This window comes from Nitrosococcus watsonii C-113 (assembly GCF_000143085.1).
Lineage (GTDB): Bacteria > Pseudomonadota > Gammaproteobacteria > Nitrosococcales > Nitrosococcaceae > Nitrosococcus > Nitrosococcus watsonii.
Map to the genome: position 1 here is coordinate 2,646,581 of NC_014315.1, position 17,547 is coordinate 2,664,127.

Genomic DNA, 17,547 nt, shown 5'->3' on the forward strand with positions numbered 1-17,547 from the left:
AACAATGCGTGATGGGGGTGTCTATTAATTTATAAATTGGTGGACATCCTCAATCGTCCCGCCTAAACTGTCTATTAATTCGTGAAACCATTATTTAGTAGACATTTGGTCTATAAATCGATTTAGGAGACAGTTTTCGCCATGCGACTCTTTGGTTATGCCCGCGTATCCACCAGTCAGCAATCCCTGGATGTGCAGGTGAAGGCCCTTAAGGCGGAAGGTGTCCGCGCCCACCGCCTCTTCACGGATAAAGCCACGGGTAGTCATATCAGCCGGGAAGGCCTTCGCCTGCTTCAGCTCAAGGTCGAGGAAGGCGATATTATCCTGGTCAAAAAGCTCGATCGGCTGGGGCGGGATACGGCGGATATGATCCAGCTCATCAAAGCGTTCGATGAGATGGGGGTGGCCATTCGCTTTTTGGATGATGGGATTAGTACGGAGGGCACGATGGGGAAAATGGTGGTCACCATACTCTCCGCCGTGGCGCAGGCGGAGCGCCAGCGGATACTGGAGCGCACCAACGAAGGGCGTCTGGAAGCAAAGGCCAAAGGCATCCAGTTTGGCCGCAAGCCGACCGTGGACAGGGAGCGGGTACGTGCCCTGTATCGCCAAGGCGTGGGCGCCACGCAGATTGCCCGGCAGATGAAGATAGGCCGCTCCACGGTGTACAAAATACTAGAAAGCAAGGATTAATGGCGAGAAGGCTAAAACGAGACGATGTGCCCGGCTTTCCACCAGCAGCTGAAATGGAATTTGCGGTTCCCGTATCGCCTAGCCATCCCCTAAATTGCCGAACAGCGCTATGCGGACTGATGGGTTGCGAGCCTTACCGGGCGCAATTTGATTCAGGAGCGCACCCGGGCGGGCCTGGCGGCGGCGCAAATCCCCCAATCCTGATAAGCGGGCGGTGGCGGTCTCTTTATATGAGGAGAAGAAGCTGCCGGTCATGAAAATCTGCGAGATGATGGGGATTTCAAAGCCCACCCTCTATAGTTATGTTCGGGAGGCGCAGGAGGCCAGTAAGGAACAGGGTTCTGTTGCATTAGCGGGAGAACTTCGGTTTGGGTAAGCTATGCTGCCCGTGAACTGCATCCCGAAATTCTGAATGATCGACTTCAAAGGCCATCGTTCCGAAAAAGACCTCATCCTGATCTGCATTCGGTGGTACCTGGCCTACCCGCTGAGCTATCGCAATCTGGCCGACATGATGGAAGAGCGTGGCGTTGAGGTTGATCATTCCACTATCTACCGCTGGGTTCGGAAGTTTACGCCGAAGCTAGAAGCGATCTTCCGGAAAGGTAGGAAACGTCCGGTGAGTTCGAGCTGGCGAATGGACGAGACGCATATCAAGAGCAAAGGCGACCTGACGGCGGCCCAACCCTGCTTGTCAAAAACTAACGCAACAGAACCGAAAAAACCCCAACGTGCGGATCAGCTCAGAGGCTTGAACAATACCTAGTTTAAGCGAACCGGCGATACGCATTGGCTTAGCGTCCGGTTTCATTCCGCTGGACTTCAAACCCCTATGACAGCTTCGCTGTAACTGAGCCTATATCAAAGACTTCACATTAGGGTGCATAAGGCCGATAAGAAACGAAGCGTAAGCTCTTCCTCGGTGAAGGGGCCTTTGCTGTAAGTGCATTGCACTTTGGCAAACAAGCTAGTGCGATTGGCTACAGGCCGGTCCCTTCTTATGTTTAAGAACTCATTATCGGAATAACCCTAATTTTATGCCCCAAGAATCATCTTTCCCCATGACAACTGTGGAACTGGTGGAGCATTTTAATCACAATAGCAAGTCGCCAAGAATTCATCTGCCGATTATTCAGCGCGATGCAGTTTGGAAAACCGTACAGGTGTGTGAATTGTGGGACTCGCTTCTCTGTGGCATGCCTATTCCTTCGAGCATCTTGTGTGAAGTCACAACAGCGGGGACGAATAGTCTTTCCACCCGGGATTTAAGTGGACGTTATGACGAAAAGACTGAATTCATAAAAGCCGAATTTAAGGTTAAAAATGGAGACTACATGCTGCTTGATGGTCAGCAGCGTTGCAATGCCATTCGGTTGGGGTATGCAGGTTCGAAGACGGAACGGCTGTGGCTTGATCTAGGCTGGGAAAAAAACGAGCAACGCCGCTTCGGTTTTTTCCTTTGTTCTCTTGCGAGGCCATGGGGCGATAAGCCTGATTTGAGCGAGCGAGCAGCGGGAAGGACAGTACGGGAGGCACGTCGATTACGCCACGAGTCAAATTATCCTCTAAATGGCCAGTTCGATTTTCAAATTCCCCTTTCCCACACCTGGCCTGTCTATGCCAAAGCACCGATCCCCATTCTAGAACTGTTAAAGGAGGTGCTACCCTTTCCTTCAGGGGATTCGCAGACACAACAAATTTACTTGGAAAGTGCCGTTCAGCGCACGGTCAAGCAAACGCTGCTGCCGCCATCGATTCGGAAGAAAGTTCATGCGGTTCTGGAAAAGTGGCGACAGGACCAATGGATGGAACTGCTTGCCGGAATCCGGCAACTTGATCAACCGGTTATTAGTGCGGTAATCACCCAAATCGACAACGGAGATTTGTTGCGTGCCTTTCGGCGTTTGAATCAAAATGGAACCGATTTGAAGCCCGCAGAGCTTTTCTTTTCAGGTCTTAAAAACTGCTTACCCGAAAGCGCTAGTCAAGTACACCAACTACATACTGGAAAGCGGCAGGTTTTTTCTGAACTAGATACTCTACGTGCGCTGACTGTACTCTCAAGCGAAAAGCTGGTAGAACAAACCGAACTCAACTTTGATCTGCTCAAGGCATTGGGCCTCGACAGTAATTCTAAAAACCAAGAAAAATTTAAGAAATTCCAAAATAGAATTTTCAGTTACTTCGGAGGACATGCTGAACGCCTAATCAATAGATTATTAGCCCTTATCCAGCGAGGAGACACGGAAGGACTTCCGATTGTGATGCTTCCCCGGCTTCGTAGCCGTACCTGGTTGCCTGTGCTGTCCTGGCTCGATGTGCTTGATCAAGCCGGGCACGATGCCGATGCGGAAAATCATCGAGAGGCCGTGCTGCGCTTTATGCTTACCGATCACTTTTTTTCTGAATGGCGCAAAGGAGAGAATGAACTACTGCGGGCAATGCTCCAGCTAGTAAAAAAAGGAGGTTCTTTTCCAAGCCTCAGAGAATTTGAAGAATTGCCTGAGGCCCAGCAGAATTAGTTAAAAAATGCAAATTTCCCCACCACCGAACAGGATAGCGAAAACCGCATTGTGGTTTTACCGCTGTCACCGGAAGAACGGGAAATCTTTATTACCCGTCAATTTGCGCGCAATCATTGGCCGTTTGATACCGATGGGAAGCTATGGGCCGGTAGGCGTCGGGACGATTTGCTGCTTTGGAACCAGCGGGGCGCAATGGATGATTGGTTTGGGGATTACCTGGATGATATTGCCTTATTGGGGGATACCGGTCGTCCTTGGGATCATGACCATATCGTCCCCAGTAACTTTTTTAATCATTACCGTCCGAGCCCAGCCGATCTTAAATTGGTCCTACAGGACCTTCATCTGGACCAAGGAGCGGAGCAGTCGCTCTGGAACAAGTTTCGTGATTTTCGTAACCACACTGGTAACTATCGCGCCTGGCCACTTGGCTTTAACCGTGCCGATGGCGATCAATGTGCACGCGAAAAGCTGTCCCAAAGGGGCACCCTAGACCCTTGGGTCGTATTAGCCCACTGGTGGGAAGAGACTATCGAGCATGCAGAGTCCGGTACTCATCCTTTAAGAGAAGCGAGTGCCATAGAGATATCTGAGCGCTGGGACGAGACACCAAAAAATAAGGGAGAATGGGAGCTAAATGAACTTTCAGCTTTTCTCGAGAGTGTCCGAAAACGCGAAGCACGGCTCTACCAAGCCCTTTTCGACTTTATCAAGCCAGGCTTTGCAGAGGATCGTTTTCATGACCGAGTATAGCAGTCTACTACTCTGGTAAGAGTCGTATCCCTGTGAATATCTATGAGGGATGAGGATTGGTCTAATTTACGCTCGCCCCATATGCCCTCTTTGCACCATTTGAATGAAGGTAAAGGCAGGGTTGTTAAGACTTTAAGTAAACGTGCATATTCACAGCAATCCATCTCACCAGTCATTTCTCACAGATTCAAAAAGGCTGAAGTGGCTTTGTTATAAATGGCGCTAACCTTTGGTGGCTTAGTCCGCCAGCACCAGCGCTATATTGAAGCGGTCACAACGGATAACACCCGGCGGGCTTACTGCTTAGCGATTCGCCATTTCGAGCGCTGGGGCGGACGCCTGCCGGCGGAGACCCCTACGGTGAGGGCTCACCTGCTGGCCCATGCCGAAACCCTCAATCTCCGCACCTTGTCGCTGCGATTAACGGCCCTGCGCCACTGGCATCAACTTTTCAAGGGTTTCCCGATCCCACGGCGGTGCCGGAAGTCCGTAAACTCCTCCAGGGCATTGCCCGTTAGCAGGGAAAGACCAAGCGCCAAGCCAAGGTCTTTCGCCTGGAGCACTCTGCTCTTGAGGTACCAAACTACCAGCGTCCCGGGGATGGTGCAGATACACGATTCAGGCATTAAGGAGGAGCTTAGCGCGCTTTGTTTGCCGTTTCTGAGACGCTCCCTTACTCGTTCTCAAAGCTAAAATTAACTTTATACACCAGAGACTTGTGAATCCTATTCAAAGAATCGAAAAATACCTTCTTTACGCACATTAGGATTAAAAACAGGCTAATGCTAGCCAACGTCAGCATAAAGGCATTCGCAACCGTCGGACTCGTACTCCATCCGAGAAAAGTCCAGTAACAAGCTAAGATAGCAACTAGGAACATGGATATATAATCCTTGATATTCAAAAGAAATATCGGTTTATAACCCGTTCCAGCAGGCTGTTCATCGGGTGGATTATGAGTCGTATGATCATCTGTTCTCAGTTTTTTAAAGTTTTTCCAATGTCCAATCACAAAAAATAAAACCGATACGATCAAAACTAACATAGTAAAGAAAACGAAATAGATCGCATTTGTGAAAAGAAGGAAATTTTCCGGCAATGTTTTCCATTCTCGTAAGGAGATCGCAGCCAGATAGATGAAAGGAGCCGATATGAGCGTTAACGAAGTTAAAAATAGGAAGCTGATCAATGATTTGTCTGCGGATTCAGAAAATGACCCGCCTAATCTTTCTCTCAACTCCTCATTTCCGATATAGAGCTTTCGATGTTTGCCGAAGGTCTTATAATAAATCCCGCCCTCGACCAGCGACCTCAAATGAACCGGATACTTGCCTTCAAATTTGTAATAAGTAATTGAATCCCTGGCCTGTCTTAGGCAATTTAGCTGCCTGATGAACAGGTTGGCTTGAGCTTTATAAGCTGCAATATATTTGATGGTGATCATGTTTGCCATTCCAATAAACATGGAAATGGAAACTACGGAGATCCAATGAAAATCGATTCCTGCCTCAACCTTCTCCAAATAGGAGACCATCGCCAGCATTCCCGCAATCAATCCTGGAAACAGAATCATGGAAGCATTAATGGCAAAAAATTTTCTTTTCCTTGTTTCATCCAAAGCTGCTGAAACCAACTCAGATTCCCATTTCAAACCTGCCTCATAAGATTCGAGATGATCTTTACTGATCTTGAAGCTGTTTCTAGAGCATCTGCGATCTGGACTGACATCTATACGTTCATTTCTATAATCTCGCCATTGCCATTCTGTAAACCTTATCTCTCCTAACTCATCCGTACAATCTCCCGAATCCATCAATTGTTTCCTCTTCACATGTTGGGTCAGGATATCTGTCAAAGCTGTGCCACAAGAGACTTTGGCATCATCTTCTAATTGAAATTGGGGCGGGGAAAGTTTTTCAATCCCATCTGAGCTTTAAGCTCTCCAACTTACAGCTATCAAGAGCACCTCTTCCCATGGGCTACAACTTTGCCACCACCCCAGCCATCCGCTCCTCACTCACATGGGTATAAATCTGGGTGGTGGATAAATCCACGTGCCCCAGCAAAGCCTGGATATCCACCAGTTCGGCCCCGGCTTCCAACAGCCGCGTGGCGTAGGTATGGCGCAGCTTGTGGGGCGTAACCGGCTTGTCGATGCCGGCCCGTTCAATGAGCCGCCGCAAATAGGCCCGCACCGCATGAGGTCCAAGTGGTTTTTCCCCTGGGGCCTTGGCGAACACGAAATCGCCCACTGCCCTATCTTGCAGCCAGGCGCCTAAAACTTGCCCAAAGGCTTCCGGCAAGGGCACCAGTCGTTCCCGGTTGCCCTTGCCGATAATCCGCACGGATTTGGCTATTCCGTTCACCACCCGCACATCCCGAACTTTCACGGCCAGGGCTTCGCTGATTCGCAGGCCACTGTTAAGAATAAGGCCAAACAGAACATCATAGCGACGCCGGACCGTTTTAATGTGCGCGCGGGTATGTCCGAAGATATTTTCGGGTAAGTCCTCAGTTCGTTGGACGGCTTCCTGGAAAGCTAGTTGCTCTTCTTTCTCCAGCCAGACGGGGATACGATAAGGGCGCTTGGGTTTATCGGCCAGATAGATGGGGTCCGATTCCACCAGGGCGTTTTTCATGGCCCATTTGTAGAATGAGCCCAAGCAACTGGAGCGGCGGGCCACGATGTGCGCCTTCGTGCCCCGCTCCCGCATCTGCCACGCCACAAACTGTTCGGTGTCCACATGGGTCGCCTGACGCCAGTCGTTGCCCGCTTCTGCCAGCCACCGACCCCAAATGCCCAGGTCCGAGTTGTAGGCATAGCAGGTCCCCTGACTGTACCCCTTGGCGTAATGCAGATGCGCCAGGAAGTCTTTTCGTGCCTGCCAGAAATCAACGGCTTTTTTTTCCATTGTCCAATATTCCTCCCCAGTTCAAAGTCGGGCCGCGTTCTCCATGCGGCTTTTAATCTCCTGCTGCCCTTACGGCACCTTAAGCGCCGGATTTACGATGTACTGAAATAGGTATTTTAGTGCTTTAGAGTTGAAACCACTTTTCGTAACTATGGGGGTGTCTGGCAAAAAAACACCTATATATCAATTAAAAAACACATCCATATTCCGGAATTTTCAAATCCAATGTGCCAAAACAAATATTTCCGTACATCAAGAGCCGAACGGACCCGCTTTGTATGCTGGAGTCGGACGTCCGACTCTGTGGGGATTGGGTTTTACCAAGAGGCCGTCTGTTGAGTTCATCCATGCTTAAAAAAGATAAGATCACTCATAAGGACAGCCTAAAATCGCCCGCCACCCTCTTCCTCTAGGGTGTTAATTAATTTGTCTATCTGCTCGCGTAATTTAAGCAACGTATAAAAATGCTCACTGTTTAATTCGTGAGGAGCAATCCCCGCCAGTTTCTTGGTAAATCCTTTTCCAGCGGAAAGCAGTTGCGTGGCGGGAGAGGACGGTTCCTTGGTGGGTATTCCCTCCTTTTTTGCTTTCCTAGCAGTCCGCACGGTGGCCCCTGCCTTTAGCCCTTCCCACAGCTTTAACTGTTCATCTTTGTTCTTTACCCTAGAAAGCTCAATAAGTGCCGACTTCGACACCATAGAGTCGGACGTCCGACTGCGATATTCCTCTTTGATCTCCTGGGGCAGCGTATTGAGGCGCAAAAGCTCATTCACGGTATTCCTGGCTTTACCGATGACCTGACTAACCTCATTTTGAGTATATGAATGGCGGCCCATAATCTGTGCTAGCGCTTCCGCTTCTTCAAGTGGATTGAGATTTTCGCGTTGAAGATTTTCAATTAAGGCGATCTCATCATGGTTCCCCTGGGTAACGATGGCCGGTATGGTCTCACGCCCAAGCCGCTTAAAAGCACGAAACCGGCGCTCACCGGCCACCACAATGTAACCCTCTTTATTCTCCGGATCTGATGCAACGGCGATAGACTGAATTAATCCGTGTTGTTCTATGGAGTCGGCAAGCTCTTGCAGGACCGCCTCGTCAAAGGCTTTACGGGGCTGATCGGGATTTTCCCTGAGATTCGTGAGAACGTTTCGATACCAGCTGATTAGCTAGATAGTATGGCTTGTTTTTTGGTGCAGGCGGTAATACCATGAAAAATACCATGCTCAGAGAATCTTTCCAAATGCCTGGAAAAATTGCCGATTGGACACTGCCATACAGCTACCCCCTAGGCCACTTTCCGGGCTTTGACTTCCAAGTGTATGCCCTCCTGCTCCTGCAGATAATGGATCACCGCAAACAGATTGCTCGCCTGAGGATTTCCTTTCGGCCCGAACATGCGCATGAAGCTCTTGCTCGACTTATCGAAGACCCGAGAGAGTTCTTCAAACCCGATCGTCGCGTTGATATAGTCGCGCAACACAGCCTTGCCGGTGATGTCGATACCGGCAAGCAGGCATTCGGCCCCTCCTTGCAGCAGGGCCTTACGAAAGGTAGAATCCCGCTGGGCACGTGCCCGTATAGTGTCCTTAAAATCTTTCGTCAAAGCCATTATGTCACCTCTTTCCGTTTCCGGCGCTTATAGTCGCGCCAATGCCCTTTTGCGGCAGCAACGTCTGCGTCCTGGTGCTTCTTTGGTACCTCCCGCGAACAATATCACCAACCGATCCCCGTCCTTGCCGAAGTAGATCCGATAACCAGGGCTAAAATCAATCCGGTACTCATGGACGCCGGCGCCAACACCTTTCACATTAGAGAAGTTATCTTGCTCCACCCGATAGGCCGCTGTGGTCGCCTTGACCGCAGCGGCTACATTCAGACGATCGAACTATTTCGTATAAGGACTGTTTTCCTCTGCATCTCCCGTGAGTTGTTACGGGGCATAGTGCGAGAATTAGGTACGAGGGACGATGGGAAATCTATTCGGTGGGTGGGGTGATTCTTAAAATTTTATGCGCATTTATCTGTCAGCAGAATAACTACCGTTCCCTATTATCAAATTTTCAACTAGGAAGAAGAAAACGATTCTTCAGGTGAGTATGTTTAGTGAATTGAACTGAATAGACTTACTTAACAAGTAGTTAGATTTAGATTGACTCAGCAGACCAAATTACAGCTATGACTCCTGTGTCCAACGTGCGTCGTCATCATGACTCCGAGCTTGGTATTCAAATGACTTTGCGATATCTTCCATCATCGCCGAAAGATTCGGCTTCTCGTCACGCCAAGTGGCGGCAAATATTTTAAACTTATTAGCAATTTCGCGTTCCTGATTTCCGCCATCATAAGGATTCCGTGAGCTAACACCTTTACTATTCTGCACCCCTATACTGAATTCTTGCCTGATGTCCTCACAGTCATCTTGATCTAACAGCTCTGCAATAACTTTATCAGGCCAAAACTCCAGGTTCTTATTACACGGCCAGTCGGAGAACCAAGTGCCTATTGTTGAGTCCGTTGCGGCTAACCTGTCTTTTTCATTTGCCAGCTCACGAACTTTCTTGATCCATTCAAAAAATATCACAGAATCAATTTTTCCATTGGAGGCTCTTCCCGGGATTCCGCGCCCATTGTAGAGCAAAGAACCAGCAGTCTGGGCTGCGCCTTGCATGCTTTCCGGTATCGGTTCAGATTCAGAATTCCGTGGTTTATATACCAAGCATATCAGTTCAATAAAGGACTCTGGCGAATTAAAAATTTCCGCGAACAAATTTGGAGTTCCATATTCTTCCCTATGCAAGATTTCATAGTAGCCGAATTCAAGGCTAGCCAATTCAGATTGGGATAACTGTCCTGCTTGGGAAAGTGCTGTAAACAGTCGGGAGATATTCCATGGCTGTGGAAGTGGTGCATCTGGCTCTTTACCCGCGCCAAGATCTTTCAGCATTTGCATCAATAACGAACTGGGCACTTCAGCCGCCCGATGACCCAAAGCCTCAAACGCAGTTCTTGGCCTATTCACCGCCAGCAACTTTTCAATGCAAAATATCAGATCATCACCTTCTGCTCGAACGTAGTATGGTCGAACAATCTTCCAGAATTGCTCGCGAATCTCTGGCGCTTGTTCCTCGATGAGGCACCATACCCACATTCTTTGGGGAGCATTGGACATCAACCCCGCAATTGCGGCTGATTGAGCATTTCTTCGCTCTAGGTCAGCGATGACTAACACCAAAAATTCGTGGCATTCCGTTTCTGTTACAGCGTGCAGCACACCGGACGTCAAAGAGTCCAACGAGTACTCGGCTAAATTCAAATAGCGACGACATAACCACTCCACTAATTCTTTCCAATCAAATGGATCGCTGACCAGTTCCCAGCCGATAAGTCTTGGATCGCCACTTCGATTAACAAGCTGATTGATACCTTGCCAACCTTGTAGATTAAAAATCTCCCGAACTGCGGTAGCGCGTAGATCTTCCCTAGCTCGATTGATCTCCTCGTAGTCATCCTCTCGCCCATCTGGCAAATCAACCCAGCCATTAGAAAAAAGCCATGCGTGGCGTATCACTAAATCGTCAGCGGCAAGAGAATCAAAAGCTGGCCTCAAAGCGTCAGCAGCGTAGCGATCATGCTTTTCCCCGGACGGATTGAAGGAATTTTCCCAACGGAGATATTTCCTGACTGCTGATCGTACCTGCTCTTTGTCCTCGTCCTCAAACTCCGTCGAGGCATTGACCAGACCTATGACCGCGTCACGGAATTCGATGCCCAGGCGGTCGATCATCGGGACGAGTTCAGCTATGCGTGCGGCGTTTCCTCTCGACTGATCAACTAATAGACTCGCAATTTCTAGGACGAAATGACGATACTCACCATGCGTGACGCCCCCTTCGGCTCCTGCATCATCCTCACGCCAACGGGGTTTTGCATTTGGTGACGCAAAATCATGATGGTTGGGCGCTAGTGCCAAGAGTAAGCGCCAGCCGATTTGCGGATATTGGTCAACGATATTCCGAACCACATGGATTCGATGATCAACTGTTGCGGCAGTCTGTGGTAACCATGGACGAAAGAGTGAAATTAACGAATTGAAAGGTGTATTACCCCAGTTACCTTTCACTTCCGTTTCAGATAGTTTGGCCAAAATTTCAGCGACCTTCATTAGACGCCGTGGATACCAAGCCAGCATCTCAAGCGACCAGAGCAGGTTAGCATACCAGCAACGACTAAAGACACCCGGTGACTGGGTTTCCGTGATTAGCCTAGTCACCGGTCTCCCAGCGATATTCAAGCTTTCCTGAATCGTGGATAAATATTCATCTGGTGCGGCTTCCGCAAATGATCTGAGGTACTGAGAGACGGATAACCAACGGTCTTCGCTAGCATTCGTCAACAATTGTCTGATCAACGCTCTAACCTCTCGCCCTACCTCGCTGGCATTCGGATTGGCATCTGCAAAATAGCCCAGCTTTGCGATGGAATCTGCCATGGCATCTAAAACGACGCCGGAATGCTCACGGACTTTTCCATAAATAGTTGCCATCCAGCGTTTATCATCTTCTAACTCCAAAACAGGGTCTGGCTCTTCGAAAACTGCCCTTGCTACTTGGAAAAATCTCGACAGAACTGCTCCCGTCAGTTTTGGACCTACTAAATTCAGTAGTTCCAGAGGCGCCTTGGCCTTCCAGAGATTTCCTATTTTCAATACAGGGGCATCATCAAGTGATACAAGCTGCAAAAGTTCGTCCTCAATTTCTTCATAGGGCCTGTTAGCAACCTGTTCTATACAAGCCTTATCACCTTGCGATTCACCGCTCCATGCTCCAACCAATGTTAGGATGCGGAGACTGGTAGCATTAGGCCCATCTATCCATTCGGGTTTTCTCACGGCAGGATTCAACGCGTTCATACGACGAAAGACTGTCCACGATCTTCCAAGAGTCCCGGTATATCGAGCTGCATCCGAAGGCGCGACATCAAGCTCCAATAATGCCTGTTCAAACTCGTCAGGCTTGGGCCGACTCATCTCGATGACCTTCTGATCGGCTACTTTTGCGGCCGAGCCCATGAGGTTGAAAGCCGCATCTCCAACCGCTAGAGGAATGATCAAGCTCATTCCCTCGCGCGGAGCACGGTTAGCTGCAAGCTGATTATCGGCAACGATGACTAGTTCCACACCGGGATTAGCATCGACATACTGCCATCCCTCCATCGATGTCACACAAACAGCCCGTTGAGAATAATCACTTTCAATCAATTGGCTACCTGCGAATCCAACAGCTTCTGACTGACTATCAGCCATCACGGCAACCAAGGGCTCACGCTGATTGGTACGCCTTAACAACTCATCGCGCGCTTTTTCGCGCCCTACCAGCAAAGCTGTTGAAGTCAAGATGGGGTTGGACTGCTTATGCCAGTGATCCCAATAGGTTTCTATTGAAACGATTCCAGATCCCGCGATACCAATTTGAGATGCCATCCATAGGGAGGTGGTTGCCGATGTTTCCAGCCAAGCTTCTAGGTCGTCAGCGTCCCACACTAAAACATCAGCCCAGACGTTCTGATTTCGTGCCTTTTTTTGCCATTTCCCCTTTTCACGCCACCGCCTAGAGGTAACAAAAACATAAGTTGTTTGTGCTGCATGCTCGGCAGATAGCTCGGTTACCCGCTTCTGAAAATCGCTTGTTGCTTTTTTGGCGGGATTGGTAGAAGTGCCAAGCTCCCAGTAACTGGCTCCATCCGGCACCCAGGCATTACCGGATTCCACGTTCAATATTCCATCACATCCGGGTTCGCCCACGGACTCACCACCAGGCATAGCGATAGATTTAATCTGGGCAGTGGCCTTGATCAATCTTCGCACCAGGATAGGGAGCATTCCCTGTGCTACCCGCTGATCTGACCAATTGACAAGGTGTGTGGCAGTGATCCGCATTAAATAAGTTTATCCTCGATTAAGTTGTCACATGTGGCTGTTTTAGGTGCCGGAGAGTGTAATGTGATGCGTAATCCGTTCCCACTACGCCTTATCACTTCAACTACCTTCGCAGTCTGCTGGCTATCAATCTCCGCCCCATGAATTCTACCCTCTTTGCCCCGGAGATCTTCAACGCCCAACACTTTCGTCAACGTACCTAACGACGGACCTCTGTGGCCGCACTGGAGATTCATGGCCTGCGCCCAGGGAATTGCAGCTTTCTGACTACAAAATACACCTTTGATAGACGGCATGTTTAGATGGTATCGCACAACATGATCAAGCAGGATGGGCCAGTCAAAACTGGCGTTGTGAATGACGATGAGTTGATCTTTCAGGTAGTCGGCAATCTGGTGCCGCCGGGAATCAAACGATTCAAACCTGGCAGCCTGTATGTTAGTAATACCGTGTATTGATTGCGCTTCTTCTGAAATGCGTCTTTAGCAGTCGCGTTTCAAACTCTACGGATTCTGAAATCTCCCGATTTTTAACCACTGTTAGCCCTAAAATGACGATATCAGGCAGGCCGTTTTCCTCAGGGAGTCCGGTGGTTTCCATATCGAGGACGATGTAATCGTCTGGGAGTTGGGTGAATATCCACAGCAGTTCGTTATACATTGCCATTACCCTCTGCCACTGCCATCCAGGGATTCAACGCGAACGATCATCCCCTGGTCATAGAGTGGTAGCGCAGATAATGCCAGTGAATGGCATCCGAAAGCGCCTTGGGACGCATCACCCCATAACACTCCCCTTTCGCTCTCACGCTGCGATAGTGAACGCCGTAACTTTTGGCATGTCGTAACGCATAACCAAGCTTCTAGGCTTCACCGTAGTCATCGGGATGGTAAATAGCATGTCCGTCCAGGTGCCGCACGTCGGAGTTCTCCATGGATGGTGAACGACCCCCCAGCGAGAGTGCGAAGTAAAACTTTGCTGCGAGCGCGAGGGCCAGGTTACTTGCATTTTGCCATGAATTGGCGCTATAGCTTTCCCGTTGCCGCAAGCGCGACCTATCCTCGGGAGGAGGAGAAGTGGCGCGCGTGGAGGGTGATACCAAACTGAGGGCCTTGCGCGCTAAGTCGTGGCCAGCCCGAGGCGCCCATTGAAGCGCGAATTCTCCAGGCTGATAAGATTTTGTAGGAACAAAATTGAAATGAGTCATGGCGAAACTCCAAATGCAAGATGACAGGTCCCAGTTGTGCGCAGATAACGCGCATTTCCTAACTGGTCTTGTCGATTCTGGATTCTCGTAGGAATCGTGCCCGATGGAAGAATGATTCGGCGATGGCCACCGCCTCATTGGTGGCGCAGTAATATAGTCATTCTAAATAACTTTGTGACATATAGGCTTTTCGATATTTTTACCGGAGAATTGCCTTCGTTTTTTGAGAAGGGCGAAGGAGTGCTCAATGGGATTAAAACCAGGGGAGTAAGAGGTGGCCTGCCTTCTCAAGGATATTGCGTATCTCTGATTGTTTGTGGAACCGCGCATTATCCATCACGATCACACTGGGCTTTTTCAGCTCTTTAAGCAAAAAACCCTTAATCCATGTATTGACCCAAGCCGTGTTGCACGAGCCGTTAAAAACAACAGGCGCGAGCCATTCATCCCGGCGCTGGGCCCTCATCAGATTAACATCTTTTCGGTTACTGCCCGATACATCGCCCTATACTTTTGCCCACGCGGCGTCCAGCTATGCGGGCAATAGGCGTATTTCTCAAACCCGCTCTCATCAAAGTAAACGATGTTTTCTTGGCCGTGGCTTTTAAAAAAGCCGCGCAAGCGGGCAAGCTACGCAGCCCTTTGCCTCTTACTTCTCTGGGAATAGCTACGCGCTTTTTTTTACCATGCTCATGGAACGAAGTGCGTACCAGATGGCGCTCGTGTGGATCCCAAAATGAACGGCTCGTTCACAAAGCTTTGCATCCGGGTGAGCTTGCACGTGGCGTTTCAAGGCAGACTTGTCCAGCTTGCGTTGAGGCGAACCCCGTGAACCTTCGGGCGAAGATCTTCGCTCCTGCGCCAACGGTAAATCGTATTGCAGGATAGGTTAAACAAGCCGTGCGCCTCTCTCTAGCTGCCGCCTTCTTCGATGAAGGTCACAACACGATGACGAAGGTCTAAGAAATACGTCATCTCAAAACTATAACATGATCGATTCTTAATTCAAATGACTATAGATGCCGAAATCCCGGTTGAAGCGACCGTCTCGACCATCCACCGGCGGGTGGGTGAAGGCCGCCATGATCCAGGACGCACCATCGCCATAGACACGCTCTTCCAGCGGCACCAGGCGAATATCGCCGACTTTATCTCGCAACCTGGAGTTGGTCAAAAACTCCACGGCATAGAGCACGTCCCAATCCTATGGATTGGAGACGCGCTCGAGCAGGCTGATCTGGGGATAGCGTGACAGAATGAGCCGATAGACCGGTTCATTCTGTCACGCTGCTGGGCAAGGTATCGATAGCGATCACCGCCTCAGGCGACCCCTTGGTGCCACTGGTATCGATGCGAATCACTTCCACGACATCCAGGACCAGGAAACCGATCTCGCTTTCCTCAACGCCCTGCCCCTCGGTCATCTGCGGCAAAATGCCCGACGATCAAGCCTTCGCTAATAGACCGCCGCTGCGCATGCTATGGTCGGTTGAGTCGCTAGCGTTCCACGCCCTTGGCAATTCGATCCCCCAAATTCTTGTCGATCTTGCGCCAGTATGCGAGGGCCCGCTCGAGCACTGGTGCGGAAACGCCGGCCTTGAGGTGGCCGACTACATTACCCACCAATCGGTCGCGCGCAGCGTCATCCAGCACGTCGCGAACCAGGGTCCCCGCTTGGCCGAAGTCATCGTCATCGCGTCGCAACGTATAGGCCTTACGCACCATATCGCCGTCGGCATGCCACAGGCCCGCCTCATCGGTTCGTGTAGGGTCAGCCTTCGGGCCGCCGTATGAGTTGGGTGCATACACGGGGTCGGCAACATTCTGGGTCCGCATGGCCCCGTCCTTGCTGTAACTGTGAACGGGCGCCTGCGGGCGGTTGACCGGGATCTGTTTGTAATTGACTCCGAGCCGGGTACGGTGCGCGTCGGAGTAGGAGAAGCCCCGTGCCAGCAGCATCTTGTCCGGACTCAAGCCAATTCCCGGTACCATGTTACTCGGCTCGAACGCAGCCTGTTCGATCTCGGTGTGAAAGTCGGTTGGATTGCGATTCAAGGTCAGCTTGCCGACATCGATCAGCGGATAATCCTTGTGTGGCCAGACCTTGGTCAGGTCGAATGGATTGAGACGATAGGTTTTGGCGTCCTCGAACGGCATGATCTGAATCTTCAGGGTCCAGCTCGGAAAATCGCCTCTCTTGATCGACTCGAACAAATCCCGCCGGTGGTAATCGGCATCGACGCCGGCCAGTCGATCGGCCTCGGCCTGAGTCAGGCACTCGATTCCCTGGTCGGTCTTGAAGTGGTATTTGACCCAGAACTTCTCGCCTTTGGCGTTGACCCACATGTAGGTATGACTGGAGAAGCCGTCCATGTGCCGCCAGGTTTTCGGGATGCCGCGATCGCCCATCAACCAGGCGACCTGATGCGCGGATTCCGGTGACAGCGACCAGAAATCCCACTGCATATCATGGTCCCGGAGACCGCTGTCGGCCCGGCGCTTCTGTGACCGGATGAAATGCTGGAACTTCATTGGATCGCGAATGAAAAAGATCGGCGTATTGTTGCCGACCATGTCGTAGTTTCCGTCAATCGTGTAGAACTTGACCGAGAATCCACGTGGATCGCGCCAGGTATCGGGACTGCCACTTTCCCCGGCAACCGTGGAAAAGCGAATCAGAGTATCGGTCTGCGTGCCGGGCTGAAATACTGCGGCCTTGGTATACGCACTGATGTCGCTGGTGACTTCGAAGTGACCAAAAGCGCCGCCGCCCTTGGCATGGGGCTGGCGCTCGGGGATGCGTTCGCGGTTGAACATTGCCATCTGCTCGAGCAAATAGTGATCGTGCAATACGATCGGGCCATCCGCACCAATCGTCAGTGAGTGTTCATTACTCGCAACCGGTATACCAGCATCAGTGGTCGTGGGCTTGGTTTGGTCAGTCATTTTTTTGACTCCTGGGAAAGTTGATGTGCAGGAACAGACCATGTCCCGCAAAGAGGTGTACGAGTGCGTGTCTCTGGTAGAGTTGTGGTGTGAGAGATTTCACCTGCTTCATTTTGTGGAGCAGCCTGCTCTAGCCAGTGTCCACGCGAGATATTTTCCGGTCTCGCCTCTGCCGAGTACAAGGCTGTCGTAGCGTTCGGTGGTGGACACAATAGTTTCGCCGCCAGGTCGAACCGGTCACTGCCTTGCCGGCGTCAGTCGCAGCAGGTCGGCATTATCACCATCGGTGAGTAGGAGCACGGCGCCGTCGGGCGCATGGATGACATCGCGGATGCGCCGCTGCATGTCGATGCGCTCTACTGCAGTCACCTTACCGTCATCCAGGCACCCGGGCTTTCCGGTGATCAACAGCCGACTATCCGGCAGAAAGACCATGCCCCAAGGATTGTCGAGTTGGGCGAGGCACTGCACATTCACGGGACCGTGATTGTGTCGACACTGTTTGTGCAAGCTGGCTTTGCTGCGCCGGTTGTGCATGCGCTGCAACGCCCCCTACAAGAACAGCCGCAACGC

At 50.6% G+C, this 17,547-nt stretch carries 21 protein-coding genes and 3 pseudogenes; 6 read left to right on the top strand and 18 right to left on the bottom strand.

All coding sequences use genetic code 11. The features are described from left to right. Positions 1-141 precede the first annotated feature (141 nt). Positions 142-693, top strand: a complete 552-nt coding sequence (locus NWAT_RS11980; protein WP_013221328.1) for a recombinase family protein — start codon at positions 142-144, stop codon at positions 691-693. A gap of 78 nt (positions 694-771) precedes the next feature. Here the strand turns inward: NWAT_RS11980 and NWAT_RS17535 are convergent, their stop codons facing one another. Then, positions 772-948: a hypothetical protein gene (locus NWAT_RS17535; RefSeq protein ID WP_232420293.1), complete on the bottom strand. Its 177-nt coding sequence runs from the start codon at positions 946-948 to the stop codon at positions 772-774. Here NWAT_RS17535 and NWAT_RS16240 point away from each other — a divergent pair. From NWAT_RS16240 to NWAT_RS17540, 5 genes and pseudogenes are all read left to right on the top strand, one after another. Beyond that, on the top strand, positions 947-1,069 hold the full coding sequence (locus NWAT_RS16240) for a hypothetical protein (protein ID WP_332309879.1): 123 nt from the start codon (positions 947-949) through the stop codon (positions 1,067-1,069). The two genes, NWAT_RS17535 and NWAT_RS16240, sit on opposite strands and share 2 nt — an antisense overlap. A 36-nt stretch (positions 1,070-1,105) precedes the next feature. Beyond that, a pseudogene (locus NWAT_RS11985) lies at positions 1,106-1,360 on the top strand (IS6 family transposase); the annotation flags it as partial. A gap of 394 nt (positions 1,361-1,754) precedes the next feature. Then, positions 1,755-3,215 carry a DUF262 domain-containing protein gene (locus NWAT_RS11990; RefSeq protein ID WP_041350725.1) on the top strand — a complete coding sequence of 487 codons (1,461 nt, stop codon included), beginning with the start codon at positions 1,755-1,757 and terminating at the stop codon, positions 3,213-3,215. A gap of 51 nt (positions 3,216-3,266) precedes the next feature. Continuing rightward, positions 3,267-3,971 (top strand): hypothetical protein, encoded by a 705-nt coding sequence (locus NWAT_RS11995; protein ID WP_013221331.1) that lies wholly within the window; start codon positions 3,267-3,269, stop codon positions 3,969-3,971. A gap of 216 nt (positions 3,972-4,187) precedes the next feature. Then, a complete protein-coding gene (locus NWAT_RS17540; RefSeq protein ID WP_013221332.1) occupies positions 4,188-4,664 on the top strand; it encodes a hypothetical protein in 477 nt (158 codons plus the stop codon). Here the strand turns inward: NWAT_RS17540 and NWAT_RS12005 are convergent. From NWAT_RS12005 to NWAT_RS12060, 17 genes and pseudogenes are all read right to left on the bottom strand, one after another. Continuing rightward, on the bottom strand, positions 4,645-5,826 hold the full coding sequence (locus tag NWAT_RS12005) for a hypothetical protein (protein WP_157679908.1): 1,182 nt from the start codon (positions 5,824-5,826) through the stop codon (positions 4,645-4,647). The genes NWAT_RS17540 and NWAT_RS12005 overlap by 20 nt on opposite strands. A 124-nt stretch (positions 5,827-5,950) precedes the next feature. Further along, a complete protein-coding gene (locus tag NWAT_RS12010) occupies positions 5,951-6,883 on the bottom strand; it encodes a tyrosine-type recombinase/integrase (RefSeq protein ID WP_013221334.1) in 933 nt (310 codons plus the stop codon). Between the two features lie 383 nt (positions 6,884-7,266). After that, the gene (locus tag NWAT_RS12015) at positions 7,267-8,049 is read right to left on the bottom strand and encodes a ParB/RepB/Spo0J family partition protein (protein ID WP_269724284.1); all 783 of its coding nucleotides are present in this window, start codon (positions 8,047-8,049) and stop codon (positions 7,267-7,269) included. 122 nt (positions 8,050-8,171) lie between these two features. Beyond that, positions 8,172-8,495, bottom strand: a complete 324-nt coding sequence (locus NWAT_RS12020; protein ID WP_013221335.1) for a hypothetical protein — start codon at positions 8,493-8,495, stop codon at positions 8,172-8,174. Positions 8,496-8,522: 27 nt separating this feature from the next. Next, positions 8,523-8,717 (bottom strand): type II toxin-antitoxin system RelE/ParE family toxin, encoded by a 195-nt coding sequence (locus NWAT_RS16245; RefSeq protein WP_198342153.1) that lies wholly within the window; start codon positions 8,715-8,717, stop codon positions 8,523-8,525. Between the two features lie 342 nt (positions 8,718-9,059). Beyond that, a complete protein-coding gene (locus NWAT_RS12025; protein WP_013221336.1) occupies positions 9,060-12,821 on the bottom strand; it encodes a hypothetical protein in 3,762 nt (1,253 codons plus the stop codon). Continuing rightward, on the bottom strand, positions 12,821-13,297 hold the full coding sequence (locus tag NWAT_RS12030) for a 3'-5' exonuclease (RefSeq protein WP_332309894.1): 477 nt from the start codon (positions 13,295-13,297) through the stop codon (positions 12,821-12,823). Before NWAT_RS12030 ends, NWAT_RS12025 begins: the two co-directional genes overlap by 1 nt. Next, positions 13,260-13,487 carry a PolC-type DNA polymerase III domain-containing protein gene (locus NWAT_RS17545; RefSeq protein ID WP_232420118.1) on the bottom strand — a complete coding sequence of 76 codons (228 nt, stop codon included), beginning with the start codon at positions 13,485-13,487 and terminating at the stop codon, positions 13,260-13,262. The genes NWAT_RS12030 and NWAT_RS17545 overlap by 38 nt, the downstream gene beginning before the upstream one ends. Positions 13,488-13,527: 40 nt before the next feature. Then, positions 13,528-13,629: a hypothetical protein gene (locus tag NWAT_RS17890; protein ID WP_332309880.1), complete on the bottom strand. Its 102-nt coding sequence runs from the start codon at positions 13,627-13,629 to the stop codon at positions 13,528-13,530. Positions 13,630-13,683: 54 nt separating this feature from the next. Continuing rightward, entirely contained in the window at positions 13,684-14,028 is a 345-nt protein-coding gene (locus NWAT_RS17550) for a hypothetical protein (protein ID WP_232420119.1), read from the bottom strand. Positions 14,029-14,086: 58 nt separating this feature from the next. Next, positions 14,087-14,173 (bottom strand): annotated as a pseudogene (locus NWAT_RS18075) (RES family NAD+ phosphorylase); the annotation flags it as partial. 108 nt (positions 14,174-14,281) lie between these two features. Further along, positions 14,282-14,509, bottom strand: a pseudogene (locus NWAT_RS18080) (transposase); the annotation flags it as partial. A gap of 186 nt (positions 14,510-14,695) precedes the next feature. Continuing rightward, on the bottom strand, positions 14,696-14,893 hold the full coding sequence (locus tag NWAT_RS18085; protein ID WP_408634622.1) for an IS630 transposase-related protein: 198 nt from the start codon (positions 14,891-14,893) through the stop codon (positions 14,696-14,698). Positions 14,894-15,028: 135 nt separating this feature from the next. After that, positions 15,029-15,223 (bottom strand): hypothetical protein, encoded by a 195-nt coding sequence (locus tag NWAT_RS17555; RefSeq protein ID WP_232420120.1) that lies wholly within the window; start codon positions 15,221-15,223, stop codon positions 15,029-15,031. A 79-nt stretch (positions 15,224-15,302) separates the two neighbouring features. After that, positions 15,303-15,452, bottom strand: coding sequence for a hypothetical protein (locus tag NWAT_RS17560; RefSeq protein WP_013221338.1), 150 nt, complete (start codon positions 15,450-15,452; stop codon positions 15,303-15,305). Between the two features lie 73 nt (positions 15,453-15,525). Then, positions 15,526-16,974, bottom strand: a complete 1,449-nt coding sequence (locus tag NWAT_RS12055) for a catalase (protein ID WP_013221339.1) — start codon at positions 16,972-16,974, stop codon at positions 15,526-15,528. Between the two features lie 237 nt (positions 16,975-17,211). Continuing rightward, positions 17,212-17,511 carry a PQQ-dependent sugar dehydrogenase gene (locus NWAT_RS12060; protein WP_013221340.1) on the bottom strand — a complete coding sequence of 100 codons (300 nt, stop codon included), beginning with the start codon at positions 17,509-17,511 and terminating at the stop codon, positions 17,212-17,214. Between the last annotated feature and the right edge of the window lie 36 nt (positions 17,512-17,547).